Raw genomic sequence first — 24,222 nt, forward strand, 5'->3', positions numbered from 1 at the left:
CTCCCCGTAGGCTCTCGTTTGTAAGAGTGGTAGCCTTAATTTCCTACCAGCTTTGTGGGAGACTGGGGTGATGAGCGCCTGGCCCCGAGAGAGCCCTATCACCGCCGCCGTCACGGCCGCGCGCTGGGTGCGGTCGGCGGAGGTCGACGACGACCTGGGGCGGCGATGGCGGGCCAACCCCGATCCCCGGGGGCGGTCGTCCGGCGCCGGTGATGCCTCCTCCCTCTACGCCGGCGCGGCCGGCGTCGTGCTGTTCTTCCTCGAACTCGCCGCCGCCACCGGCCACGAGGCGTACCTGCGGGACGCGCTCGCGGGAGCCCGCAGGCTCGCCGCCACCTGGCCGGAGCAGCGTGACCCGACCTTCTACCACGGGCTCGCGGGCACGGTCTTCGTGCTGGCGGAGACGGGGTGGGCCACCGGCGACGAGGACGTCTTCGGGGCGGCCCGAGCCGCCGCCGACCGCCTCGTCCGCGACGCCCGTCCGCTGGGCGACGGCGTCGGCTGGACAGGGGACCCGGCGCAGCGCGGCGACGGGGGGATCGTGCTCGCTCTGCTGCACGCGGCGGGCATCCTCGGCGTCCCGGCGTACGAGGAGGTGGCGATCGAGGCGGGGGAGCGCATCGCGGGCCTCGTCGTCCCCGGGCACCGCTTCGGCGCGGACGCCAGCCCCGACCTGCCCGTGGACGCCGTCACCCCCGGGTTCCTGTCCGGGACGGCGGGCACGGCCTTCCTGCTCGCCCGCCTGTACGGCGTGACCCGCGACGAGCGGTTCCTCGTGGCGGCCCGCCGGGGCGCCGACTTCGTCCGGACGGTCAGCGTGGTCACCGACAAGTGCGCGCTCGTGCCGCATCACCTCCCGCAGGGCCGCAGGCTCAACTACCTCGGCTTCTGCTCGGGTTCCGCCGGGGTGGCCCGGATGTTCTACGAACTGCACCGGGTCACCGGCGACCCGGGTGATCTCGACTGGGTGGAACGGCTCGCGCACGGGATCGTGCAGAGCGGGGTGCCCGGGTCACGGCCGCCCGGCCACTGGGACGTGGCCTGCCTGTGCTGCGGCAGCGCCGGGCTGATCGACTGCTTCGTGGGCCTGTACGCGGCCACGGGGCACGGGCCGTACCTCGACTTCGCGCGCACGCTCGCGATCGACCTGATCGGGCGGGCGACCGCGGGCGACGACGCCGGCTTCCGCTGGTACCAGGCGTACCGGCGGCTGCGGCCCGGAGAGGTCACGGCGGACACCGGATACATGGTGGGAGCCGCGGGCATCGGGACGGCCCTGCTGCATCTGGAGGCCGCGGAGCGGGCCGCGCCGCGCCGGTTGATCCTCCTGCCGGACAACCCGTTCCCGGCCATCCCGATCCCCGCCGCAGTCCTGCGCGGCGAACAGGCGTAGCGGCTGAAAATTTCAGCCGTGCCCGGCCCGTACGCCCAGCTCGTACGCCCAGCTCGGCGGGGGTGACGGGTTCGTCGCTTGCCTTGGCCGGTCTCGTTGACGACGCTTCGGTCCGGCGCGTGTCCGCCGGCCTGCGTGTCGGCCGGACCCGGAGCGCCCGGGACCGCTCCACCGGGGCGTCCCCGATCAGCGACGGCGACGGCACCCGGGCCTCCTTCGGGGCCGGGCCGCGAGCCCGCCCGCCGCGTCCTGATCCCGGTACGTGGCGTGCCCTCCTTCCCTCCAGCCCCCCCGGAAGGGGGGCGCGTCCACATCTGACTTTGCCTGATGGGAAGTTCGTCCAGAAAGTAAAACTTTTGTCTGCAATGTCGAGATTTGGGGTGTTCCTGGTTTAGTGTCCGGTTACCCGACCGTGACCAGTCAGGAGATCCCCCATTTCCAGCTACGCGGACCCCCACAACGACGCCCTCCGGGAGCAGGCGAGCCCGGCGAAGGGCGAGACGCACCACGCGACCGCCGTGTCCCCGCACGGGCAGGACGCCCCCGCCCGCCCCGCCCCGGCGGGCCTCCAGCACACACACGCCGACATCGCGACCGTCGTGAGCGACGTCCTCGGACCGGAGCCGGCCGAGGTGCCCGCCGAACCCGAGGCGGCGGACGCGCCCGCGCCGCAGGCACCCGCGATCCCGGCGGTGGGCTGCCCCACGGCCGACGGCGAGACCGTCCTTTACTCCGGCAAGACGACCGCGTCGTACTTCTGGGACGACGGGTCGGGCATCAACGGCGACACCGGCGCCCCCGCGTCGGGGAAGCCGATGCAGAAGGGCCTGGCCGCCAGCCCGAGCTGGCCGATGGGCACCAAGGGCTATGTGATCTACAAGGGCAAGAAGGCCGACTTCTTCGTCGGCGACCGCGGCCCCGGCGTGCCCTCCAGCAGCGGGGTCATGCTCGACCTCGACGGCAAGACGTTCGCCGAACTCACCGGCGGCACCTGGAACACTGACTCGCTCACCGTCGAGGACGCGGGCGGCCTCGGCCACATCCCGGTGAAGTACGTGATCACCCAGTGGGGCAAGGGCCTCGGCAAGACGGGCGCGCCCAAGCCGTTCTCGACGGGCGCGTACGGCGTCAGGGACCACGCGGAGCCCCCGCCGCCGTGTCCCACCGCGGCTCCCGCTGCCTCCGCGGCTCCCGCCGCGCCCCGGGACGCCGCTCCCGCGTCCACACCTGGCGTGAAGGAGAGCCCGGCCCCCGCTGCCTCCGCCGCCCCCGCTGCCTCCGTGGCGCCCGTGGCCTCCGCGGCGGCCGGCGGCGCGGCCCCGTCCGTGGCCCCGTCCGTGGCCCCGTCCGTGGCCCCCGCGATGCCCGCCGAGCCCGCCACGCGGATCCAGGCGGCCGGGGCCGGGATGTTCCCCTTCTCGGCCACGACAGCGGGGAAGGGCGCCGCGTCCCCCGCGCCCGCGTCCAGCGCGAAGACCGCCGCCAAGACCGCCGCCAAGACCGTGCAGGCGGCGAGGACCGGTGAGGCGACGGCCTCCCCGGCGTTCACTCCGGCGTCGGCCGTGGACGGGCAGCTCGAAGAGGCGGCCGTCCCCGCGTTCTCGGTCGCGATCGTCGTGTGCGCGCTCGTCGCCGTCGGCGCCAAGGCCGTGCTGAGCCGCCCCGCGCACGCCCACCATGCGGGCCGCCACCGCGAGCGATAGGGACGCGCCGCGGCCCTCTACCGTTTGCGCTTGAGCGTCCCGGCCACGCGCTTGAGCACGCGGTCCCACTCCGAGCCGAACGGGTTGTCCTGCACCAGGTAGGTCCAGGTGGCCGTGGGCCGCTTGAGGCCCTGCTCCGCGAGGTCCCGGGTGACGTCGGCCTTCTCGAAGGTCTCCTTGGAACGCCGCTCGACCTCGTCGAGCATGGCCCGGTAGGCCGGAACGGCCTCGCGGTTGAACTCGTCGAGCGGGTTCAGCCGGCCGAGGGCCCGCAGGTGGATGCCCTCGCGCAGGTCGGCGAGGAAGCCGAGGTGCTCGGTCCAGCAACGGTCGAGGTGATACAGCACGATCTGCCGGGCGGCCCGCTCGACAGCCTCCCGGCCCGCCTCCTCGCACAGCTCGCGGTAGCGCTCCGGGCAGGCCTGCTCCAGGGCCCGCGCCCCGGTGTCGCCGTGCAGGACGCGGTCGCGCTGGTCCAGCACCTCCGCCCGCTGGCCCTCCTGCTGCCGCGTGTAGCGCCAGGTGTTGCGGTGGATCTCCAGGTTGACGCCCTCGGCCACGCGCTGGGCGTGCGCCACCAGCCCGGCGGCGTCGGCGCCGGTCACGACGCCGTCGCGGCCGGCCCGAGGCAGCGACTGGTCCGGCGCGTACGCGGTGAGGAGCGTGTCCTCGCCGCTGACGAAGAAGACCGAGCCGCCGGGGTCGCCCTGCCGTCCCGCCCGGCCGCGGAGCTGGTCGTCCAGCCTGCTGCTCTCGTGCCTGCCGGTGCCGATGACGTAGAGCCCGCCGAGACCGGCGACCTCCTGCTCCTCGCCGGGATCGCCGGCGCCGAGCCGGATGTCCGTGCCGCGCCCGGCCATCTGAGTGGAGACCGTGATCGCGCCGCGCCGGCCGGCCTTCGCGATGATCTGCGCCTCCTCGGCGTCGTTCTTCGCGTTCAGCACGGTCGCGCTCAGCCCTCTGGCCTCCAGGGCCCCGGCCAGGCGCTCGGACTCGGCGACGTCGAGCGTGCCGACGAGGATCGGCTGCCCGGTGGCGTGCCGGGTCTCGATCTCCTCAAGCAGCGCCCGGTCCTTGTCCTCCAGCGTGGCGAAGATCCGGTCGGGCTCGTCCACCCGTACGCACGGCTTGTTGGGCGGGATGACCGCGACCCTGAGGTCGTAGAACTCCCGCAGCTGCTCGGCCACGGCGATCGCGGTGCCCGTCATGCCGCACACGCGCGGGTAGCGGCGGATGAGGCTCTGCACGGTCATCGAGTCGAGGATCTCGCCCGTCTCCGACGCCGGCAGGTGCTCCTTGGCCTCCACGGCCGCCTGGAGCCCGTCCGGCCAGCGCTGTAGCACCGCGACCCGGCCGCGCGAGGTGTTGATCAGGTGGACCCGGCCGTCCCTGACGATGTAGTCGACGTCCCTGGTCAGCAGCGCGTGGGCGTGCAGGGCGAGGTTGACCTGGGTCACCACGCCGGGATGCTCGTAGAGGTCGATCCCGAGGGCCTTCTCGACCGTGTCGGTGCCCTTGGGGGTGAGGAAGACGCTGCGCCCCTCCTCGTCGATCGTGTAGTGGTAGCCGCGCGACAGCCGTCGCACGAGGGCCGCCATCTCGGGCAGCGCCGTGCCCGGGTCGGCCGTGCCGGCCAGCACCAGCGGCACGCGGGCCTCGTCCACGAGCACCGAGTCGGCCTCGTCCACGAGCGCGATCTCCGGAGCGGGCACGACCAGCTCGGCCGGGTCCGTGCGCAGGCGGTCGCGCAGCACGTCGAACCCCAGCTCGCTGACGGCCCCGTACGTGACGTCGCACGCGTACGCCGCCCGGCGCTCCTCGGGGGCCGAGGTCTCGGCGATCCACCCGGCCGTGAGGCCGAGCGTCTCGTACAACGGTCCCATCCACTCGGCGTCGCGGCGGGCCAGGTAGTCGTTCACCGAGACCGCGTGGACCCGCGCGCCGCGCAGCGCGTACCCGGCCGCGGCCAGGGCGCCGACGAGAGTCTTGCCCTCGCCGGTGGCCATCTGCACGACGTTGCCCTCCAGCATGGCGAGCACGCCCACGAGCTGCACGTCGTACGGCCGCTGGCCGAGCGCCCGGCGGGCCGCCTCGCGCATCACCGCGCAGAAGTCGGCGCTGCCGACCCAGGCGGGATCCGGCTCCGCGGGACGGAGATCGGCCCGCCGGGCCACCTCGCTCTCGAGTTCGCCCGCCTCGGCGACGATCCGCTGGAAAGGGGCCAGGTCGACACTTCCCGGCTTGTCCAGGAACCGCCTGATCCATGCACCTACCCGCGCCACACCCGCTCCAACGACTCGCCTGCCGGACTGGTTCCACATGCCCGGTTCATGGTCCCACTATCGGCGAAGATTCCGGTGGTGCGGGTACCTGACACTCCCTGACAGGAATAGACGGCAGGATGGCGGCCATGACAACGATCGCGAAGCTCATCGCCGTGACCATCGACTGCGCCGAGCCGAAGAGGCTCGCCGAGTTCTACTCACAGATCACCGGGTTCCCCGTGCAGTACGCCGAGGAGGAGTACGCCGGGATCGGCGACGGCACGTCAAGCATCTACTTCCAGCGCGTGCCCGAGCGGAAGGCCCCCTCCTGGCCCGGCGGGGACAAGCAGTTCCACCTCGACTTCCGGGTGCCCGACGTGGCCAAGGCGGTGGAGGAGTACGTCGCGCTCGGGGCGACCAAGCCGGAGTTCCAGCCGGGCGACTGGGTGGTGCTCGCCGACCCGGAGGGTCACCTTTTCTGCGTGTGCCCGGAGAGGTCCTGATCTGGTCCCTGGCCTTACGGCGACCTGGCTGCTTGAGGACGACGGGGGCGTCAAGCAGCTCGCGCTGTCCGGGGACCGGATCGGGGTGCTGACGGCCGACTGAGCCGCACGTCCTCCGTTCCCGGGATCCGCGCCGCCGCGGATTCCGAGATCTGCCCGGAAAGCCCCACTTGTGTCGCGGGCTCCTTTGCCGCCCGCCGGGTCCCACTAAGCTTGCGTGGTGATTTCTCGACACACCGGCGGGCGCGCATGACCTGGGTGGGAGTGGCGATCGCCCTCGTCGGCGCGCTGGGGTACGCCCTGGGCGCTGCGCTGCAGCAGTTCGAGGCGGTGAGCGAGGGGGCGACCCTCGCGCTCGTCAGAAGGCCCCGCTGGTGGATCGGCGGCATCATCGGTTTCACCGGGGCGTCGCTGCACGCGGTGGCGCTCAGCCTGGCGCCGCTCGTCGTCGTCCAGCCCGTGAGCGTGGCGACGCTCGTTTTCGCGGTGCCGCTCGCCGCCTCACTGCACGGAAGGCGCCCTCGCCGGGCCGAGATCGCCGGGTCGATCGCGGTGGCGGCGGGCCTGCTCGGCCTGATGCTGCTGGTCCCGGCGCACAACGTGACCCCGGTCCTGTCGGACGCGGACGCCCTCGGGCTGATCGCGTGCATCGGCCTGGTGGTCGCCGTCACGTTCACCGCGGCGCGCTGGCTCAAGGGCCCGTCGAAGGCGCTGCTGATGGCGATCGGCGCCGGTGCGGTCACCGCGACCGTGTCCACGTTCGTCCGGGTCGTCGGCGGCGGGCTCGAAGGCGACCTCGGCCACCTGCTGCACTGGTTTACCTTGGCCATCCCGGTGCTGCTGGTCTGCGCCGTGGTGCTGCTGCAGAAGTCGTACGCCGTGGGCTACTTCGGCATCGCCTACGCCGGGGTCCAGGTCGTCGACCCCATCACCTCCGTCACCGCCGGGGCCCTGCTGCTGGGCGAGTCGCTGCCCACCGAAACGGGCAAGGTGATCCCCGCGCTGCTCGCGGCCGCTCTGCTGATCGCCGGGACGATCACGCTCGGACGCCTCGCCCCCGACCATTCCAAGCCCGCCGCCGCACCGGCCGAGCCGGACAGGATCGGCGAACCGGTGGTCGCGTCCGAGGCGGCCTGAGCTCCACGCCGCTCAGGGCCGCCAGTCGAAGACCGGGTCGAACTGCCGCATCGCGACGTTCGGCCCGAACCGGCCCGCCGCGCGCATGGCGGCGTCGCGCAGCGCGACGGCCAGGGGATTGCGCCACCGGGTGAGCCGGCCGATCGCCCGCGACCGCCGGACGATCGGTGTCGTCCGCGCCAGCCGTTCCCGGCTGTAGGCGGCCAGCCCGGCCGCCGGGTCCACGCCGTGTGGCGGCTCGTGTGACGAGACGCGCTCGGCGAGCACGACGGCGTCCTCCATGGCCTGGCAGGCCCCCTGCCCGAGGTTGGGCGTCATGGGGTGCGCCGCGTCGCCGAGGAGCGCGACCCGCCCCGCGTGGAAGGCGGGCAGCGGGGTGTCGAGGCAGTGGACGTCGTGGCGGAGCACGGCCTGCGGGTCCGCGGCGGCCAGCAGCGCGGGGATCGGGTCGTGCCAGCGGCCGAACAGCCGGAGCAGTTCCTCCCTCTCGTCCGCCGCGCGCAGCCCCGCGGGGACCGGCGCGGTGGCGTAGCAGTACACCTGATCGCCGGCGAGCGGCATGACCCCGAAGAGCGGCCCCGCTCCCCAGGTCTCCGACGCGCCGGTCACGGCGGCCAGCGGCGCGGTCACACTGCGCAGCGGCACGATCGCCCGCCAGCTCGTCACGCCCGCGTAGACCGGTGCGGGATGCCCGGGGAACAGGGCGGCGCGGGTCCGGGACCTGATCCCGTCCGCCGCCACGACGAGGTCGGCCTCGATCGTCTCCGCCGCCGCCGCCGCGCCGCTCGCCGCCAGGGTGACGCGCCCGGTCGCGGGGTCGGCCGACTCGACGCGCGTGTTCACCCGCAGGGCTCCCGGCGGGAGGCGTTCGGCGAGGACGCCGACCAGCGACGACCGCGCGAGCAGCACGATCGGGTCGCCGTACCGGGCGGTGGCGTCCTCCGCGGTGGTACGCGACAGCCACCGGCCGTCCGGCACCCGGATGCCGCTGCGGCCCTGGATCGCGGAGAGCTTCCTGACCTCGTCGCCGACGCCGATCACGTCGAGCGCCCTGAGCGCGTTGGGTGCGACCGCCAGGCCGGCGCCCACCGGCTCGATCGAGGCCGCCTGTTCCAGGACGGTCACCGACCACCCCTTGCCTGCCAGGGCGAGGGCCGCCGTCAGCCCGCCGATGCCCGCCCCGATCACCACCGCGTGCGCCATGCCCGCCTCCTCATTACTACAGCTGTAGTAAGCGTACTACAGGCGTAGTCCAGCCCTACGATGTGAGGGTGAGCAGTCAGCGGGCGGTCCTCGTCGCCGACGCGGCCATCGCGATCCTGGCCGAGCGGGGGATGCGCGGCCTCACCCACCGGGCGGTCGACGAGGCCGCCGGGCTGCCGCCGGGATCCACCTCGAACCACGCGCGTACGCGCGCGGCGCTGCTCGAGCTGACGCTGGCCCGGCTCGCGGAGCGCGAGGAGGCCGTCTTCGCCGCCGCGACCGCACCCGAGGCCAAGGTGTCCCGGGACGAGGTGGCCGATCTCCTGGCGAGGATGACGCACGCCGCGGTCACCGTGCACCGGGAGACCACGGTCGCGCGATACGAGCTGGCCCTGGAGGCGACCCGGCGTCCGGAACTGCGCAAGACCTACGACGAGATAGGGCGCCGCTTCCGCGAACTCGCCACCGCGGTGCTGGCCGCCGCCGGCTCGCCCGACCCGGCACGGCACGGCCGCCAGATGGTCGCCTACGTCGAGGGGCTGCTGTTCGACGCGGTCGTCGGCGCGGGAGGCGTGCCGCCCCTCGACGACCTGGACGCCGCCTTCCGGGACCTGCTTCGCGTCGCCACGAGCATGTGATCTACCGGGCGGTCAGCAGGCGGGCGCGGTGGGCGGGCCACTCGTCGTCGAGGATCGAGTACAGGGGGCTGTCGCGCCAGGTGCCGTCCGCGCGGCGGTACTGCCGCCGGAGCACGCCCTCCCGCACGCCGCCGATGCGCTCGATGGCGGCCTGCGACCGCAGGTTGCGGATGTCCGTCTTGAGCACCACGCGGGCGAACCCGAGGGCGAAGGCGTGGTCGAGCAGCAGGATCTTGCACTCGGTGTTGACGGCGGTGCGCCAGTAGGCCCTGCCGTACCAGGTGGAGCCGATCTCCACGCTCTCGTCGAAGCCGCCGACGTCCCAGTAACCGGTCGAGCCGATCGCCCGGCCCGTCTCCTTGAGGACCACCGCGAACTGTGTGGTGCGGGGATCGGCGAGCAGTCTGTCCACCATCCGGCGCGTGTCGTCCTCGGTCTCCGGCACGGGCTCCGGCCGGAACCGCCAGACCTCCTCGTCCCGCGCCGCGAGGAACAGGTCGGGAACGTGGCCGGGGGAGAGCGGCTCCAGGCGTACGACGCGGCCGTCGAGCACGGCCGGCGCGGGCATCTTCGCGGTCATGTTCACGACGTTATCGGCGACGTATCGTGCGAGCGGAGGGCCACTCGGACCCGATAGGGGACGACCACTTCCGGCTCTGTCGACACACATACCGGCTGGTCGGTATGCTTTCCCTGTGAACCCTGACCCGCCCGGCCTCGACCTCGCCCGTCTCGCCGAACACCTCCAGCGTGAGGGCCTGACCCGAGGGCCTCTCACCGCCGAGCTGATCGTTGGGGGCAAGTCCAACCTGACGTACGTCGTCGGAGACGGCGAGAGCACGTACGTCGTGCGGCGGCCGCCCCTCGGGCACGTCCTGGCGACGGCGCACGACATGGGCCGCGAATACCGGGTCATGAGCGCGCTCCAGGACACCGGCGTACCGGTCCCGCGCACCTACCACCTGTGCCGGGACGCCGAGGTCGTCGGCGCGCCCTTCTACGTCATGGAACACGTCCAGGGCGGGCAGCCGCCGCTCACCCCCGCCCTCGCCCACGGGCTGGTGGACGTGCTGGCCGCCCTCCACTCGATCACCCCCGAGAGCGTGGGCCTCGGCGACTTCGGCAGGCCCGAGGGCTTCCTGGAGCGGCAGGTCGCCCGGTGGAAGCGGCAGCTCGACGCATCGCGCAGCCGCGAGGTGCCCGGCATCGACGACCTCTACGAGCGGCTCGCCCGGGACGTGCCCGTCTCCGGCGCGCCGGCGATCGTCCACGGCGACTTCAAGCTCGGCAACACGCTGATCGCCGACGGCGAGGTGCGCGCCGTGCTCGACTGGGAGATGTCCACGCTCGGCGACCCGCTCACCGACCTGGCGCTGTTCCTCCTGTACGGCGAGTTCGCCTCGCTCGACCGCGGCTCGGCCGGGGAGGTGCCGCCCAGCTCCGAGCTGGCCGCCCACTACGGGGAGGCGTCCGGCCGTGACCTGTCCCGGCTCGGCTGGTACGTCGGCCTCGCCTGCTTCAAGCTCGCGGTGATCGCCGAGGGCATCCATTTCCGATACACGAAGGGGCTCACGGTGGGGGAGGGCTTCGCCGAGGTCGGCGACCAGGTCGCCCCGATCGTCGCCCGCGGGCTGATGGAGGTCTAGTGGAGTTCGGGTTCGACGCGACCACGGAGCGCTATCGGGAGCGACTGCTCGCCTTCATGGACGAGTGCGTCTACCCCGCCGAGCACGCCTTTCACGAACAGGCGGTCACCAGCGGGTGGAGTCCGCCGCCCCTGCTGGAGGACCTCAAGGCCGAGGCCCGCTCGCGCGGCCTGTGGAACCTCTTCCTTCCCTCTTCCGAAAAAGCAGGTGAACGCGGCGCGGGGCTGACCAACCTGCGGTACGCGCCGCTCGCCGAGATCATGGGCAGGTCGCCCGCCATCGCGCCGCCCGCCACCAACTGCGCCGCCCCGGACACCGGCAACATGGAGGTGCTCGCGGAGTTCGGCAGCGAGTGGCAGCGCAAGGAGTACCTGGAGCCTCTGCTGGCCGGAGAGATCAGGTCGGCCTTCGCGATGACCGAGCCCGAGGTGGCCTCCTCCGACGCGACGAACATCGCGACCTCCATCAGGAGGGACGGCGGGGAGTACGTCATCAACGGCCGCAAGTGGTACATCACCGGTGCGATGAACCCGAACTGCAAGATCTTCATCGTGATGGGCAAGACCGACCCGGAGGCGCCCAAACACCGGCAGCAGAGCATGGTGCTGGTCCCGCGCGACACCCCCGGCCTGACCGTACGGCGCGGCATGACGGTCTTCGGCTACGACGACGCCGACCACGGCGGCCACGCCGAGGTGGTGTTCGAGGACGTACGGGTGCCGGTGGACAACCTCATCGGCGAGGAGGGCGGCGGCTTCGCCATCGCCCAGGCGCGGCTCGGGCCGGGCCGCATCCACCACTGCATGCGGCTCATCGGCATGGCCGAGCGGGCCGTGGAGCTGATGTGCCGGCGGGCGCTGTCGCGCGAGGCGTTCGGCAAGCCGCTGGCCCGGCAGGGGGTGATCCAGGACTGGATCGCCGAGTCCCGGGTGCGCATCGAGCAGTTGCGCCTGCTCGTGCTGAAGACGGCGTGGCTGATGGACACGGTCGGCAACAAGGGCGCGCACACCGAGATCCAGGCCATCAAGATCGCCGGCCCGGCGACCGTGGAGTGGATCCTGGACAAGGCCATCCAGGCGCACGGCGCCGGCGGCCTGAGCCAGGACTTCCCGCTGGCGGCGCTGTGGGCGGGGGCGCGGTCGCTGCGGTTCGCCGACGGCCCCGACGAGGTCCACAAGCGGTCGCTCGCCTACCGCGAACTCAAGAAACACATGGGGTGATGTGCTGGTGACATGGGATGAGGCATCGGTCGCCGAGCGGGCCAGAGCCTTCCTCGCGGAGCACGACCCGGCGGCCATGGACCGCCTGGAGTTCCTGCGTGCCCGGTTCGACGCCGGGCTGGCGTGGGTGCACTTCCCCGAGGGCCTCGGCGGGCTCGGCGCGCCCCGCGGGCTGCAGGCCGTGGCCGACCGCGAGCTGAAGGGCACGCCCGACAACCAGCCGGGCCGGATCGGCATCGGCCTCGGCATGGCCGCCCCCACGATCCTCGCCTTCGGCACCGAGGAGCAGAAGAAGCGCTTCCTGCGGCCGCTGTGGACGGGCGAGGAGGTGTGGTGCCAGCTGTTCAGCGAGCCCGGCGCCGGTTCCGACCTCGCCACGCTGGCCACCCGCGCCGTACGCGAGGGCGACGAGTGGGTGGTGGACGGTCAGAAGGTGTGGACGTCGAGCGCGCACACCGCGCGCTGGGCCATCCTCGTGGCCCGCACCGACCCGGACGTGCCCAAGCACCGCGGGCTGACCTACTTCGTGTGCGACATGCACGCGCCCGGCGTCGAGGTGCGCCCGCTGCGCCAGATCACCGGAGAGGCCGAGTTCAACGAGGTCTTCCTCACCGGTGTGCGGCTGCCCGACCCGCTGCGGCTGGGCGAGGTGGGCGACGGCTGGCGGGTCGCGCAGACCACGCTCATGAACGAGCGGGTCGCCATCGGCGGCACGCCGAGCCGTCGCACGATGATGGGCGTCGTCGCCGAGACCTGGCGTTCCCGGCCCGAGCTGCGCACCCACGACCTGCACCAGCGGCTGCTCAAGCTGTGGGTGGACTCGGAGGTCATGCGGCTGACCGCCGTACGGCTGCGCGAGCAGCTCGCCGCCGGGCATCCCGGGCCGGAGGGGTCGGGCATGAAGCTGGCCTTCGCCCGGCTGCACCAGGAGCTGTCGGGCCTGGAGGTGGAACTGCTCCGCGAGGACGGCCTGGCCTACGACGACTGGACGTTCCGCCGGCCCGACACGGTCGACTTCATCGGCCGCGAGGCGGGCTACCGCTACCTGCGCGCCAAGGGCAACTCGATCGAGGGCGGCACCTCCGAGATCCTGCGCAACATCATCGCCGAACGCGTCCTCGGCCTGCCCGCCGAGCCGCGCGCCGACAAGGACGTCGCCTGGAAGGACCTCCCCCGATGACGCTGCTGTACACGGAGGTGGAGGAGGAGCTGCGGGCCGCCGTGCGCGCCCTGCTCGCCGACAAGTGCTCCCCGTCCGCCCTGCTCGACCGTGCCTCCCGGACGACGGAGTCAGACACGCCGTACGACGCGGAGCTGTGGAAGGCGCTGGCCCGTGACATCGGCGTGGCCGGGCTGCTGATCCCGGAGGAGCTCGGCGGCACCGCTTCCCGTGAAGGCGGCGCGTCGGCCCGCGAGGCCGCCGTCGTGCTGGAGGAGTTGGGCCGGGCCGTAGCTCCCGTGCCGTACCTGAGCAGCGCCGTCCTGGCCACCCAGGCCCTGCTGACGGCCGCCGGGCAAAACGCGCGGGGAGACGTCGCGGTGGAGCTGCTGGGGCGGCTGGCCGCCGGCGAGGCGACGGCCGCGCTCGCGGTGTCGTTCGCCGCCTCGCCGTACGCGCCGCCGGCCCCGTGGCATCGAGACGGGGCCGTCCTCGGCGGGGACGGCACGGTGACCGGCACGGTCACCGGGGTGATCGGCGCGGAGGCCGCCGACGTCCTGCTCGTTCCGGTACGGCTCGCGCAGTCGGAGAAGCAGGGCACCGGCCTGTGCGCGGTGGAGGCGTCCCCGGCCGCCGGAGAGGCGGTGCGGGTGACGCCGGTCACCTCACTCGACCTGACCCGGCCCGTCGCGACCGTGTCGTTCGACTCGGCGGCCGCTCGCGTCGTCGCCACGACGGACGGCATGGAGGCGCCCTGGGTGGGGGAGGCGCTGGCGCGCGGCGCCGGGCTGCTCGCCTCCGAACAGCTGGGCGTGGCCGAGTGGTGCCTCACCACGACGGTCGCGTACGTGAAGGAGCGCAGGCAGTTCGCCCGGCCGGTGGGGTCGTTCCAGGCGGTCAAGCACCGGCTGGCCGACCTGTGGCTGGAGGTCGTGGGGGCCAGGGCCGCGGCCCGCAACGCGGCCGCCCGGCTGGCGGAGGCGCCCGCGGCGGGGCCGCTCGGCGACGACGCGGCGGTGGCGGTCGCGGTGGCGCAGGCCCACTGCGGAGCGGTGGCGGTGCACGCGGCCGAGGAGTGCGTGCAGCTCCACGGCGGCATCGGGATGACCTGGGAGCACCCCGCCCACCTGTATCTCAAGCGGGCCAAGGCCGACCAGATCGCGCTGGGCACGCCGGGCGACCACCGCGAGGCACTGGCCGGCCCGGCCGACCTCCCGGCACCCGCGTGAGCTGTGTTTCCGGGCCTGCTCAGGGTCGCAGCGCGTTGAGCAGGAGGTCGGCGAAATGGCGGCCGACCTCCTGTCCGGTCAGCGGGCCCTCGGGGTGATACCAGGTGCCGAGGTGGTGGACCGAGCCGAAGAAGAAGTCCACCACCATCTCGGCGGGGATGTCGTCGCGGAAGACGCCGTCGCGCTGTCCCTCGACGACGAGGTCGCGGAACCGCTCGTGGTAGCGGCGCCGCTCGGCCCGCACGCTCTTGTACGTCTCCGGCGAGAGCTGGTGCATCGACCTGAAAAAGATCTTGGAGTCGTCGAGGTTGTCGACGGTCGTCACCACCACGTCCGTCGCCGCCGCGTGCAGCCGCTCGGCCACCGGGCCCTCCGCGTCGGCGAACCGGTTGAGGCGCTCCATCTGCAGGCGCAGCACCCGGGCGTAGATCTCGTGGAGCAGGTCGTCCTTGGAGTCGAAGTAGTGGTACATGGCGCCCTTGGTGACGCCCGCCCCCGCGACGATCTCCTGCACCGACGTGCTCTCGAAACCCCGCTCGGCGAACAGGCGGGTGGCCTCGGCGAGCAGGCGCTGCCGTACCGGCTCCTCAAGGGACCCGTTCGCGGGGCGCTCCCCGTTCGCGCGATCCCCCGTTACGCGGCGGGCCATGCCGACCTCCTTCGTCTCTCGAATCAAGCATACCGACTGGTCGGTCAAGTGTCGGCACTGGCGTAACTGCGCTACTTCCCTCACCTTAGGAGGGTTGGGATTCCCGGTCGGGTATCCCGGAGAAAGCCGCATGCCTAGTGTGGGGGGTTCGCGTGCCCAGTGGGTCCATTTACGTCCCGAGGGACGAGAAGTTCACCGGCGCCTCGCCGCAGAACCTGTACGAGACGTTCTGGTTCGCCGGACGCAAGAACCGCATCCGGATACGGGCCGCCATCACCTTCGCGGGGTTCGTGGTCGGCACCCTGGTGGGCCCGCGGCTCGGGCTGAACATGATCGGCGCCGGCCTCGGGCTGGCCCTCCTCGCGGGCGGCACCGACCTGTTCGTCGCCTGGCGCCTGCACGAGCGCACGGCCGTGTGGCGGGGCAAGCGCCGCGGCGAGGTGCGCACCGGACGGCTGTTGCGTCTCGGGCTGCGCCGGCACGGCTACCGGGTGATGGACGGCCGGGCCGTGCCCGGCGAGGCGTCGATCGACCACCTCGTCATCGGGCCGGGCGGCGTGTGGATCGTGGACAACGAGGCGTGGTCGCCCGACACCCTGATCGCGCGGTACGGCGAGCGGTTGTTCTTCGACGAGAAGTTCGGCACCTCGGTCGCCAAGGGCCTCATCTCGGCCGCCGGGTCGATGGCCGCCCTGCTGACCAAGGAGACCGGCATCGAGGTCTCGATCGCCCCGGTGCTCGCCGTGCACGGCGGGAAGATCAAGGCCAGGGGCGGCGTGCTGCACGGCGAGGGGCTGACCGTCGCCTACCCGCGCAGGGTGGCCCGCTGGATCCGCTCCCAGGGGTCCGCGGGGTTCGACGAGGAGCAGATCGAGCTGCTGGCCCGCACGGCGGCCCGCATCCTGCGCCGCATGAGCTGAGCACGCCGACGCGGGCCGGAATCGATTCGGGCGAAGGGAATCGACTCAGGCCAGCGTCTCGACGAACGCGGCGAGCTGGGCGACGTTGCGGCACTCGTGCATGGGAACGACCGAGCCGTACGACGTGGCGAGCGAGTCCCCGGTGTCCCACTGGGCCCGGGGCTCGGGGTTGAGCCAGTAGGCGTGCCTGGCCTGCCCGGCCAGCCGTTTCAGCGTGCCCAGCGCCGGGGCCTGGTAGTTGGACCGGGCGTCGCCCAGGATCAGCAGCGACGTCCGGGGGCCCACCGCGTCCGGAAACCGTTCGGCGAAGCGCTCGAAGACGTGGCCGTAGTCCGTGCGGCCGAACCTGACGATGTCGGCCTCCTTCGTCAGGCGGCCGATGGCGTCCAGCACGTCCGCGCCCGGGGCGAACAGGCGGGTGATCTCGTCCACGGTGTCCACGAACGCGAACGCCCGCACCTTGGTGAACTGCTCCCGCAGCGCGAACGTCAGCAACAGTGTGAAGTGCGAGAACGTGGAGACCGAGTCGCTGGCGTCGCACAGCACCACCAGCTCGGGCCGGTGCGGGCGCGGCGGGCGCAGACAGGTGGTGAGCGGCACCCCGCCCGTGGACAGCGACGCCCGGACCGTACGCCGGAAGTCGAGCCGTCCGCGCCGTCCGCGCCTGTGCCGGATCGACAGCCGGGTGGCCAGGCGGCGGGCCAGGGGATAGACCTCCCGGCGGAGCCGGGCCAGCTCGTCCTTGGTCGCGCGCAGGAAGTCGACCTGGTCGATCGGCGGCCGGACCGCGGACCTGGCGACCTTCTCGACGCCCGCCTCCTCGGCGATCCTGCGGCGTACGTCGGCGGCGACGGCCTCGGTGAAGGCCTCGATGGTCCGTGAGATGTGCCGCCTGGCGACCTTCTCCGGCAGGCCGCCGCGCTCGTCGAGCATGGCGGCGAGCATCCGGGCCACCAGCGTCTCCGGCGACAGCGCGCGCAGCACGGGGAAGGAGAACCACGACTGCCTGCCGGGGGCCGCCTGGACCTGCCCGAACCGCCCGACCATGGCCCGGGCGAACTCGCGGAACGCGGGATCGGCCGGATCGCCCATCAGCAGCTCCGCCAGCCGCTCCCGCAGCTCGGGCAGCTCGGCGTCCTCGGCGACGGCGGTGCCTTCGGCGCCGCTGATCACCGGCGGGAACCACAGGTCGAAGAGCGTGTCGAAGCCCGGCCGGTGGGCGGGCCGCTTCACCAGCGTCGCGGCGTACGCCTCGCGCAGCGTCTGCCGATCGGACAGGTCGACGACCATGAGCGCGTGGGCCGCGTCCAGTCCCTCGGCCGGGGAGACCGGCAGCCCGGCCGCTCGCAGGGCGTGGACGAACCCGACGTGCCGGTCCACGAGGGACGCGGGAGGCGTGGGAGGCGGGGGAGGCGTGGTCATCACCGGGCGGGCAGGCCGAGTTCCTTGGCGGCCCGCACCTGGTCGGAGTTGTGCTTGAGCACCACGCCCAGCGTCTCGCCGATGAGGGCCTCGTCCAGCTCCGTACGGCCCAGCGCGAGCAGGGTGTGCGCCCAGTCGACGGTCTCGGCGATCGAGGGCGACTTCTTCAGCTCCAGCGCGCGCAGCGTGGCCACCGTACGGGCGAGCTGGTCGGCGATGCCCGCGGGCAGCGCGGGCACCTGGGCGAGCAGGATGTCGCGCTCCCGCTCCGGGGTGGGGTAGTCGAGGTGGAGGTACAGGCAGCGCCGTTTGAGCGCCTCCGACAGCTCGCGGGTCGCGTTCGAGGTCAGCACGACGTACGGCCGTCGTGCGGCGGTGATCGTGCCCAGCTCGGGGATCGTGACCTGGTAGTCGGACAGGATCTCCAGCAGCAGCCCTTCGACCTCGACGTCGGCCTTGTCGGTCTCGTCGATGAGCAGCACGGTGGGCTCCTCGCTCCTGATCGCCTTCAGGAGAGGGCGCTCCAGCAGGAACTCCTCGGAGAAGATGTCGTCCCAGGCGCCGTCGTCGGCCTGGATGCGCAGCAGCTGCTTCTTGTAGTTCCACTCGTACAGCGCCCGCGCCTCGTCCAGGCCCTCGTAGCACTGCAGGCGGATGAGCCGGGCGCCGGTGGCCTGGGCGACGGCCTTGGCGAGCTGGGTCTTGCCCACCCCCGCGGGTCCCTCGGCCAGCAGAGGCTTGCCCAGCGCCCCGGCCAGGAACACCGATGTCGCGATGCCGTCGTCGGCAAGGTAGTCGACGGCCGCCAGCCGCCCGCGGACCTCGTCAGGCGAGGCGAACCACATGTGCGCTCCCAACCGCTGATAACCGAATGTTGTTCTACTCTAGCCCGATTTTGACCGCTCTGAGGTGTGCGATAACCTCTAAGAGCTCTGCGCCGCTAGCTCAGTTGGTTAGAGCAGCTGACTCTTAATCAGCGGGTCCGGGGTTCGAGTCCCTGGCGGCGCACCACATCGGAAAGCCCAGGCCGTTCGGCCTGGGCTTTCCGCGTCTCCCGGGTGGCGTGCAGGGACGCGAGCAGCCGGATGCGTTCGTCGTCCGCGGTGCCGGGCTCGGCCGTGTAGACGAGCAGGACCGGCCCGGGGTTGCCGGGCAGGGGATAGACGTCCCAGGCGAGGGTGATCCCGCCGACCTGGGGATGCCGGAACAGCTTCGTCCCGTGGACCGTCTCACGCACCTCGTGCCGGGCCCAGAGCCGGCGGAAGTCCGCGCTGCGGATGCTCAGCTCGCCGATGATCGTCGTGGCGCGCGGGTGGGTCGGATCGGTCGCGACGGCGGCCCGCAACATGCCGATGTACTGCAGAGCGGTGGTCTCCCAGTCGGGGCAGCGCGCACGGGTCCCGGGATCCTCGAACAGCGCCATGAGCATGTTCCGCCGCCCCGGCGGCAGGGTGGCCGGGTCGCCGAGCAGCGCCTCGGCGAGGGGGTTCCACGCGAGCACGTCGAGGTGCCGGCCGAGCACGACCGCGGGAGTGCCCATGACGTGCAGCAGGCGCCTTGTGCTGTCCGGCACGCGCTCCGGGGCGCGGCGCGTACGGACGGCCGCCGGCCGCCGCGCCGCCCGGGCGAGGGTGAACAGGTGCCGCCGTTCCTCGTCGTCCAGATCGAGCGCGGAGGCGAGGGCGTCGAGCACCTGGTCGGAGGGCCGCACCTCACGGCCCTGCTCCATGCGCTGGTAGTAATCGGTGCTCAGCCCGGCCAGCAGCGCGACCTCCTCGCGCCGCAGGCCGGTCACCTTGCGCCGGGACCCCGGCTCCAGCCCGACGTCCTGCGGGCGCAGCCGGCCGCGCCGGGCACGCAGGAAATCGCCGAGCTCACGGGCGTACGGGTGGTCGACAGCCATGCCGCCAGTCTGCCGGTGCGGTCCGCGCCGAAGGTAGGTCTGGCGTTCCCAGGCAAACGCGTACGACCGAATCCCGGCGACCCCGTCCTAGCGTCGTCGCCATGACCGAATGGAACGCCAGTCACATCCCCGATCAGCACGGCCGGGTCGCCGTCGTCACCGGCGCGAACTCGGGACTCGGCCTGGTCACCGCGACCGAACTCGCCCGGCACGGCGCACACGTCGTGATGGCCGTGCGCGACACCGCCGCCGCCGAACGGGAGGCCGAGGCGATCAGGCGCTCGGCGCCACGGGCCGAGATCGAGGTGCGGGAGCTCGACCTGGCCTCGCTCGCGTCGGTGCACGCGTTCGCGAAGGACCTGGCCGCCGGCTTCCTGGCGATCGACCTGCTGGTCAACAACGCCGGTGTGGTCCTCCTCGGCCCCGCCCGCACGACGGCCGACGGGTTCGAGCTTCAGCTCGGCACCAACATGCTGGGCCACTTCGCCCTCACCGGCCTGCTGCTCGACAATCTCGGCCGGGCGGACGCCGCACGGGTGGTCAGCCTCAGCTCGATCGTGCACAAGAACGCCCACCTCGACTTCGACGACCTGATGTCGCGGCGCGACTTCAACGCCAGTCGCGTGTACGGCCGCTCCAAGCTCGCCACCACCGCCTTCGGCCTCGAACTCGACCGCCGCCTGCGCGCCGCGGGCTCACCGGTCGTCAGCGTCATCGCCCACCCCGGGCTGTCCAGGAGCAATCTCACCCCCCGGGCCTGGGAGTACCGCCCCCGGGCCGGGCGGATCTTCGCCCGGATCGGGCTGCTGGTGACGCAGTCGGCCGAGCGGGGGGCGCTGCCGCAACTCTTCGCCGCGACCGCGCCCGGCGTGCGCGGCGGTCAGTTCTTCGGACCGTCCGGCCTCTTCGAGACGCGCGGCCGGGTCGTGGAGGTCCGCCCCAGCGCGGAGGCGGCCGACCCGAGCGTCGGACGCCGCCTGTGGACCGCCGCCGAGGCCCTGACCGGCGTCACCTACCTCTGACCCCCGCGCACGTCGAGGGTGCGGATCTGGCCGAACTCGCCGTCGTAGCCGGGGTCCTTGGTCACTTCGCCGTTCCGCAGGCGCCCGACCGCCTCGGCGAGCGGCGGCGAGAGGGCGGCGATGTCGCCGAGAGGAAGGTCGCCGAGGATCGCGAGCTCCGGCCCGAGCGCGGCCACGAGCCGGTCGGTCTCGGCGCTCACCTTCTTGCTCTTCGGGCCCACCCCCAGGATCTCGGCCACGAGATCCGGAAGCGGGACGAGGTTGCGGAAGCCCGCCGCGCCGCGCGCGGTCCTGCCGGCCGGGCGGTCGGCCAGGTCCTCGACCCTGCTGAGCACGCCGACCGTGAGCTTCCTGCCGCACACCGGGCACAGGCCGCCGAGCTCGCGGGTCTCCTCCGGGTCGAGGCGCACGCCGCACTTGCGGTGGCCGTCGACACATCATCGCGGGGTCGGCGGACAGCCCGGTCTCCAGCGCGAAGACGTGCTCGGTGAGGTCGCCGAAGCACTCCTCGAGGCTGTCGAACCCTGATTTCGAGCCGAGCACGCCGAACCACGGCGTCCACACGTGCGCCGGCACCAGGTAGGCGCCCTCGCCGCAGGACAGGACGGCCTCCAGTAGCTCGCGGGAGCTCATGCGCACGGTGGGCCGGCCGTCCACGCCGAGGTCGGCGACCTTGGCCAGGCCGCGGTTGAACTCCTCGACCTGGTCGAATCCGGGCAGGTAGACGAGGTGGTGGATCTTCCGGGAGCGGCCGCCCTGAAAGTAGACGGTGGAGATCTCCACCGACGGCATGTACCGCACGGGCGCGCCTGCCACGCTGTCCGGCAGCGTGGCGGCGACCTCGCGGTCGAGGTCGTCGCGCAGCCGGAACAGCCCCGGCTCGGCCGGCACGAGAGCCGTGCGCAGCCGTTCCAGCCAGGCCGGGTGGGTGAAGTCGCCCGTGCCCATGAGCGTGACGCCCTTGCGCCGGGCCCACCAGGTCAGCTGCTCCAGGTCGCTGTTCTTGCTGCACGCGTACGCGTACCTGGAGTGCATGTGCAGGTCGGCGTGGAAACGCACGGTGACCTCTCCCGTCGGTGTGATCCCGGATCCACCAGCTTGCCGATCAGGAGAGATCGAGACCCGCCCCCTACAGTTCGGCGATGCGGTCCAGCAGCGCCTTCTTCGCCGTGCTGAACTCCTCGTCGGTCAGCACTCCGTTCCGGTGCAGTTCGCCCAGGTCGCCGAGCCGCCGAATCAGCAGGTCGCGTCCGTCGGAGGCAGGCGGCGACAGTGCGGCGGGCGGTTCCGGAGCGTGGCGGGCCAGCCGCGCCAGCACGGCGGCCCCGACGAGGACACTCGTCCCTCCGAAGCGCTGCACCCCCCAGGACAGGCAGCGCCGATCCTCCTCCGGCCGGCCGGTCGGCCCTTCGCCGCGCACGTGGAAACGCAGGCTTCCGTAGGCCAGGCCCGCCTGGGGCTTCCACTCGACGCCGGTCAGATCCGACAGCCGGAACTCCTGTGCGCCGGCCGCCTGCTTGACCGTCTTCGCGAATCCCGTCCACTCCAGGCGGACCCGGACACCGTCGAAGCTCACGGTGCCGTCACCGGCCGTGGCGCTGATCGGCACGGCCGGACCGGGCAACAGGAAATCGGGACAGGGCCCCTCCGGCACCTGGGCCAGCTGCACCAGATCGCGGATCTCACCGGCCATGTACTCCGCCGCTGCCTTGCGCTCCTTGGGCACAGCCAGCCGGTAGGGGTCGGCGGGGGCGGCCAGCAGCCCGGCGCCGACCTCGGTCAGCGGATCCGCGCCGGGCCGCAGCCGCAGCCGCAGGTGCCCGCCTTTGCGGGAGGGCTCGAACACGGCGCCCGCCACGGCCTCCAACGGCACCACCAGGTCCCCGAGGGCCTTGCGCACCTCGTGGACGTCGCGGCCGCTTCCGGGGGTGATCCGCACGGCCTCGACATCGACCGTCCATGAGCCGTCTTCCACGACGATCTCGGTCATGCGATCACACTACGACGAAGGCGGGCCCTCGGACGCGGGCGCCGGGACGAGGCTCCCGGCGCCCGCGTCATAGGACGGTCAGGGGATCAGTAGAGCTTGTTGTCCGGCACCGGCAGGTCGATCTGCTGGGGACCGTGCCAGGTGCCCTTGTCCTTGGGAATGTCGCCGCCGTTCAGCGCGTGGCCGACACCGAGCACGAGCGGAATCTCCACCCGGCTCTTGTGCAGGTCGATGGTGACGGTCGTGCCGGTGGCCCGCTCGCCGCTGTAGTTCGAGTCGGTGCCGGCGATCACCAGTCCGATCCTGTGGCCCTTCTTGAAGACGTACTCCTGCGGCAGCGTCTTCCACTTGACCTGCGCGTACGTGCCGGGGGTCAGCGGCGAAGACCCGGAGAGCGAGTCGCGGTTCTGCGCGTCGACCCAGCCGCGGGCCACGACCTCCAGCGGCCGCGTGGCCAGGTTGGTGACGACCTTCCGGTAGCAGGCGTCGTCGGTGGCGATGCTGTCGCCGTGGCAGTCCTCCACGGCGAGGGTGGTGATGCCCTGTCCACGGCGCCAGTCGACCCGGGTGTCCTCGCCGAAGTCGACGAGAAGCGCGGTCAGGTTCGAGGTCGGCTTGTCGAGCGAGACCCGCAGGTCCACCTCGGGCGTGCCCGACATGCGCAGGTCGCGCGGCAGCTCACCGGTGGTGAAGGCGACCCGTCCGGGCTTGGCCGTGCCGACGTCGGCGACCATCGCGTCCTCCGACTGGCGGATGTCGGTGAAGCTCGCGGTCTCGCCGTTCTTGCCGGGGTTGAGGTTCAGCGAACCATCGGCGGACGGGCGGAAGAAGTGAGTCGAGGCCGCCGGTGTCGGCCAGTCGCGCTGAGTGATCCACTCGGCCGGGCCGACCTGCACGTCGGCGCGGGGCTCCTCCGTGATCCCGTTGTCCACGCCGAGCAGCCAGCGGTCGAACCAGCGGTGCAGCGTGTCGACCCACAGGTCGCGGCGCCCCTCGAAGTCGAAGGGGTCCACGTGCTGATACTGGCCGACCCAGATCTTGCGCGGCACGTTCCGGTCGGCGAGCGCCTGCCACCACACGGAGAAGTTGTCGGGCTTGACGTTCAGGTCGTTGACCGTGTGCACGACGAAGACGCTGGCGTGCACCTTCGACGCGTCGCCGAGCGACCCGGCGACGTAGTCGCGCTCGGCCCAGAAGCCGTTGTAGTTCCCCGTGGCGTCGTCGGCGTCGACGTCCAGTTGAGCCCGCTTCGCCGCGCACTTGGCGGCCGGGTCGGTGTCGACGACCCGGGACAGGTACGACATGTAGTTGTAGTTGTAGATGACGCCGTTGGAGCGCTGGTACTTGTACCAGGAGCTGATGGCGGAGATCGGGACGATCGTCTCCAGGCCCTCGACCCCGGTCGCCGCGACCGCGTTGGCCAGCGTGCCGTCGTACGACTTGCCGATCATGCCGGCCTTGCCGGTGCTCCAGTCGGCCACCGCGGGGGAGCCGTCGTCGTGGTAGGCGGGGGCGCGGCCGTTCAGCCAGTCGACGACCGCCTTGCCGCCCAGCACGTCGGCCTTGCCGCCCACGTCGGGGCAGCCGTCGGACTTCGTGGTGCCGACCATGTCGACGTTGAGGACGGCGTACCCGCGCGGCACGAAGTAGTTGTCGTAGAACAGCGGGAACTTGGCCGGCTCGCCCGCCGCGTCGTACACCTTGCGCTCGGACTCGTTGCCACGCCCGGAGTTGTCGTAGTAGGGGCTCTCGTCGATGATCGACGGCACCTTGAGCCCGGCCCCCGACTCCTTGGGCCTGATGATGTCGACCCTGACCCGGTCGAGGCGGCCGTCGGAGTCGCTGTCGACGCTCGACTCGACGTAGACGTGCTCGCGGACGGCGTCGGCGTAGGAGAAGACCGGCTGGGTCCGTCCCTGGTCGACGGTGATGGCCGGGCCGGTGGCCGCGTGGGCCGGGACCGCGCCGATCGCGGTCACGGCGACCGCGGCGATGGCTGCTCGTAACAGCACGGAGAGCCTCCAGAGGGGGTGTGGAATCCTCCGCAAATCTCCATGCGTACCTTTATGCCGACAAGATCCCTTTATGTGATCGACATCACCTTGGTCCTTCGGTGTGACACAAGTGGCTGTAGTGGGTCAAAAAACGCCGTGAACCCTTGACTGCTCCCCGGTGCACTACGCGATCAAGTGCCTGCTGCCCGACGACGTGCCGTTCAACG

The 24,222-nt window shown here is 72.3% G+C and carries 21 protein-coding genes and 1 tRNA gene; 12 read left to right on the forward strand and 10 right to left on the reverse strand.

Annotation, left to right across the window (positions count from 1 at the left end; translation table 11 throughout):
* The first annotated feature begins 70 nt into the window (after window positions 1–70).
* Both HHX41_RS15490 and HHX41_RS41775 read left to right on the forward strand, forming a co-directional pair.
* Window positions 71–1,393, forward strand: a complete 1,323-nt coding sequence (locus HHX41_RS15490; RefSeq protein WP_182906504.1) for a lanthionine synthetase LanC family protein — start codon at window positions 71–73, stop codon at window positions 1,391–1,393.
* Window positions 1,394–1,911: 518 nt separating this feature from the next.
* Window positions 1,912–3,096 carry a hypothetical protein gene (locus tag HHX41_RS41775; protein ID WP_396794594.1) on the forward strand — a complete coding sequence of 395 codons (1,185 nt, stop codon included), beginning with the start codon at window positions 1,912–1,914 and terminating at the stop codon, window positions 3,094–3,096.
* Window positions 3,097–3,113: 17 nt separating this feature from the next.
* Here HHX41_RS41775 and secA2 read toward each other — a convergent pair whose 3' ends face one another.
* Window positions 3,114–5,417: an accessory Sec system translocase SecA2 gene (gene secA2 / locus HHX41_RS15500; protein WP_169987785.1), complete on the reverse strand. Its 2,304-nt coding sequence runs from the start codon at window positions 5,415–5,417 to the stop codon at window positions 3,114–3,116.
* An 89-nt stretch (window positions 5,418–5,506) separates the two neighbouring features.
* On the opposite strand from secA2, the gene HHX41_RS15505 reads away from it, so the two are divergent.
* Together HHX41_RS15505 and HHX41_RS15510 are read left to right on the forward strand one after the other, a co-directional pair.
* Window positions 5,507–5,863, forward strand: a complete 357-nt coding sequence (locus HHX41_RS15505) for a VOC family protein (RefSeq protein ID WP_182906505.1) — start codon at window positions 5,507–5,509, stop codon at window positions 5,861–5,863.
* A 249-nt stretch (window positions 5,864–6,112) separates the two neighbouring features.
* A complete protein-coding gene (locus HHX41_RS15510; protein WP_182906506.1) occupies window positions 6,113–7,000 on the forward strand; it encodes a DMT family transporter in 888 nt (295 codons plus the stop codon).
* Between the two features lie 12 nt (window positions 7,001–7,012).
* Here the strand turns inward: HHX41_RS15510 and HHX41_RS15515 are convergent, their stop codons facing one another.
* Window positions 7,013–8,203 (reverse strand): FAD-dependent monooxygenase, encoded by a 1,191-nt coding sequence (locus tag HHX41_RS15515; RefSeq protein WP_182906507.1) that lies wholly within the window; start codon window positions 8,201–8,203, stop codon window positions 7,013–7,015.
* 68 nt (window positions 8,204–8,271) lie between these two features.
* Between HHX41_RS15515 and HHX41_RS15520 the strand changes: the two genes are divergently transcribed.
* Complete coding sequence (locus tag HHX41_RS15520; protein WP_182906508.1) at window positions 8,272–8,841, forward strand: TetR/AcrR family transcriptional regulator; 570 nt, start codon at window positions 8,272–8,274, stop codon at window positions 8,839–8,841.
* A 1-nt stretch (window position 8,842) separates the two neighbouring features.
* On the opposite strand, the gene HHX41_RS15525 is transcribed toward HHX41_RS15520, so the two are convergent.
* Entirely contained in the window at window positions 8,843–9,421 is a 579-nt protein-coding gene (locus HHX41_RS15525; protein ID WP_182906509.1) for a GNAT family N-acetyltransferase, read from the reverse strand.
* Window positions 9,422–9,536: 115 nt separating this feature from the next.
* Between HHX41_RS15525 and HHX41_RS15530 the strand changes: the two genes are divergently transcribed.
* From HHX41_RS15530 to HHX41_RS15545, 4 genes are read left to right on the forward strand one after another with little or no spacing between them, the layout of a single operon-like run.
* Window positions 9,537–10,487: a phosphotransferase family protein gene (locus HHX41_RS15530; protein WP_182906510.1), complete on the forward strand. Its 951-nt coding sequence runs from the start codon at window positions 9,537–9,539 to the stop codon at window positions 10,485–10,487.
* Window positions 10,487–11,707, forward strand: coding sequence for an acyl-CoA dehydrogenase family protein (locus HHX41_RS15535; RefSeq protein ID WP_182906511.1), 1,221 nt, complete (start codon window positions 10,487–10,489; stop codon window positions 11,705–11,707). The genes HHX41_RS15530 and HHX41_RS15535 overlap by 1 nt, the downstream gene beginning before the upstream one ends.
* Window positions 11,708–11,714: 7 nt before the next feature.
* The gene (locus HHX41_RS15540) at window positions 11,715–12,887 is read left to right on the forward strand and encodes an acyl-CoA dehydrogenase family protein (protein ID WP_182906512.1); all 1,173 of its coding nucleotides are present in this window, start codon (window positions 11,715–11,717) and stop codon (window positions 12,885–12,887) included.
* Complete coding sequence (locus HHX41_RS15545) at window positions 12,884–14,095, forward strand: acyl-CoA dehydrogenase family protein (RefSeq protein ID WP_182906513.1); 1,212 nt, start codon at window positions 12,884–12,886, stop codon at window positions 14,093–14,095. The genes HHX41_RS15540 and HHX41_RS15545 overlap by 4 nt, the downstream gene beginning before the upstream one ends.
* A 19-nt stretch (window positions 14,096–14,114) precedes the next feature.
* On the opposite strand, the gene HHX41_RS15550 is transcribed toward HHX41_RS15545, so the two are convergent.
* On the reverse strand, window positions 14,115–14,744 hold the full coding sequence (locus HHX41_RS15550) for a TetR/AcrR family transcriptional regulator (protein ID WP_182906514.1): 630 nt from the start codon (window positions 14,742–14,744) through the stop codon (window positions 14,115–14,117).
* 152 nt (window positions 14,745–14,896) lie between these two features.
* Between HHX41_RS15550 and HHX41_RS15555 the strand changes: the two genes are divergently transcribed.
* Window positions 14,897–15,664 (forward strand): nuclease-related domain-containing protein, encoded by a 768-nt coding sequence (locus HHX41_RS15555; protein ID WP_169987803.1) that lies wholly within the window; start codon window positions 14,897–14,899, stop codon window positions 15,662–15,664.
* 45 nt (window positions 15,665–15,709) lie between these two features.
* On the opposite strand, the gene HHX41_RS15560 is transcribed toward HHX41_RS15555, so the two are convergent.
* Together HHX41_RS15560 and HHX41_RS15565 are read right to left on the reverse strand one after the other, a co-directional pair.
* The gene (locus HHX41_RS15560; protein WP_182906515.1) at window positions 15,710–17,086 is read right to left on the reverse strand and encodes a VWA domain-containing protein; all 1,377 of its coding nucleotides are present in this window, start codon (window positions 17,084–17,086) and stop codon (window positions 15,710–15,712) included.
* Window positions 17,086–17,931 carry a MoxR family ATPase gene (locus HHX41_RS15565; protein ID WP_182906516.1) on the reverse strand — a complete coding sequence of 282 codons (846 nt, stop codon included), beginning with the start codon at window positions 17,929–17,931 and terminating at the stop codon, window positions 17,086–17,088. Before HHX41_RS15565 ends, HHX41_RS15560 begins: the two co-directional genes overlap by 1 nt.
* 89 nt (window positions 17,932–18,020) lie before the next feature.
* Between HHX41_RS15565 and HHX41_RS15570 the strand changes: the two genes are divergently transcribed.
* Window positions 18,021–18,097, forward strand: a tRNA-Lys gene (locus HHX41_RS15570).
* On the opposite strand, the gene HHX41_RS15575 is transcribed toward HHX41_RS15570, so the two are convergent.
* On the reverse strand, window positions 18,060–18,989 hold the full coding sequence (locus HHX41_RS15575) for a helix-turn-helix transcriptional regulator (RefSeq protein WP_182906517.1): 930 nt from the start codon (window positions 18,987–18,989) through the stop codon (window positions 18,060–18,062). The genes HHX41_RS15570 and HHX41_RS15575 overlap by 38 nt on opposite strands.
* Before the next feature lie 101 nt (window positions 18,990–19,090).
* On the opposite strand from HHX41_RS15575, the gene HHX41_RS15580 reads away from it, so the two are divergent.
* Entirely contained in the window at window positions 19,091–20,011 is a 921-nt protein-coding gene (locus HHX41_RS15580) for an oxidoreductase (protein WP_182906518.1), read from the forward strand.
* Here HHX41_RS15580 and HHX41_RS40570 read toward each other — a convergent pair.
* The 3 genes from HHX41_RS40570 to HHX41_RS15595 form a co-directional block, all read right to left on the reverse strand.
* On the reverse strand, window positions 20,002–20,421 hold the full coding sequence (locus HHX41_RS40570; protein WP_259400974.1) for an endonuclease Q family protein: 420 nt from the start codon (window positions 20,419–20,421) through the stop codon (window positions 20,002–20,004). The genes HHX41_RS15580 and HHX41_RS40570 overlap by 10 nt on opposite strands.
* Before the next feature lie 719 nt (window positions 20,422–21,140).
* Window positions 21,141–22,001, reverse strand: a complete 861-nt coding sequence (locus HHX41_RS15590; RefSeq protein ID WP_182906519.1) for a DUF4429 domain-containing protein — start codon at window positions 21,999–22,001, stop codon at window positions 21,141–21,143.
* Window positions 22,002–22,087: 86 nt separating this feature from the next.
* Window positions 22,088–24,013, reverse strand: coding sequence for a Xaa-Pro dipeptidyl-peptidase (locus HHX41_RS15595; protein ID WP_182906520.1), 1,926 nt, complete (start codon window positions 24,011–24,013; stop codon window positions 22,088–22,090).
* Window positions 24,014–24,222: the final 209 nt, after the last annotated feature.

Origin of the sequence: Microbispora sp. H13382, assembly GCF_014161445.1 — a bacterium.
Lineage (GTDB): Bacteria > Actinomycetota > Actinomycetes > Streptosporangiales > Streptosporangiaceae > Microbispora.

What these genes read in the sequence shown, in the direction of transcription:
- HHX41_RS15525 (WP_182906509.1), bottom strand. Translation starts at nt 9,421, where the DNA reads ATGACCGCGAAGATGCCCGCGCCGGCCGTGCTCGACGGCCGCGTCGTA.
- HHX41_RS15560 (WP_182906515.1), bottom strand. Translation starts at nt 17,086, where the DNA reads ATGACCACGCCTCCCCCGCCTCCCACGCCTCCCGCGTCCCTCGTGGAC.
- HHX41_RS15490 (WP_182906504.1), top strand. Translation starts at nt 71, where the DNA reads ATGAGCGCCTGGCCCCGAGAGAGCCCTATCACCGCCGCCGTCACGGCC.
- HHX41_RS15505 (WP_182906505.1), top strand. Translation starts at nt 5,507, where the DNA reads ATGACAACGATCGCGAAGCTCATCGCCGTGACCATCGACTGCGCCGAG.
- HHX41_RS15550 (WP_182906514.1), bottom strand. Translation starts at nt 14,744, where the DNA reads ATGGCCCGCCGCGTAACGGGGGATCGCGCGAACGGGGAGCGCCCCGCG.
- HHX41_RS15510 (WP_182906506.1), top strand. Translation starts at nt 6,113, where the DNA reads ATGACCTGGGTGGGAGTGGCGATCGCCCTCGTCGGCGCGCTGGGGTAC.
- HHX41_RS15590 (WP_182906519.1), bottom strand. Translation starts at nt 22,001, where the DNA reads ATGACCGAGATCGTCGTGGAAGACGGCTCATGGACGGTCGATGTCGAG.
- HHX41_RS15575 (WP_182906517.1), bottom strand. Translation starts at nt 18,989, where the DNA reads ATGGCTGTCGACCACCCGTACGCCCGTGAGCTCGGCGATTTCCTGCGT.
- HHX41_RS15565 (WP_182906516.1), bottom strand. Translation starts at nt 17,931, where the DNA reads ATGTGGTTCGCCTCGCCTGACGAGGTCCGCGGGCGGCTGGCGGCCGTC.
- HHX41_RS15515 (WP_182906507.1), bottom strand. Translation starts at nt 8,203, where the DNA reads ATGGCGCACGCGGTGGTGATCGGGGCGGGCATCGGCGGGCTGACGGCG.
- secA2 (WP_169987785.1), bottom strand. Translation starts at nt 5,417, where the DNA reads ATGTGGAACCAGTCCGGCAGGCGAGTCGTTGGAGCGGGTGTGGCGCGG.
- HHX41_RS15580 (WP_182906518.1), top strand. Translation starts at nt 19,091, where the DNA reads ATGACCGAATGGAACGCCAGTCACATCCCCGATCAGCACGGCCGGGTC.
- HHX41_RS15545 (WP_182906513.1), top strand. Translation starts at nt 12,884, where the DNA reads ATGACGCTGCTGTACACGGAGGTGGAGGAGGAGCTGCGGGCCGCCGTG.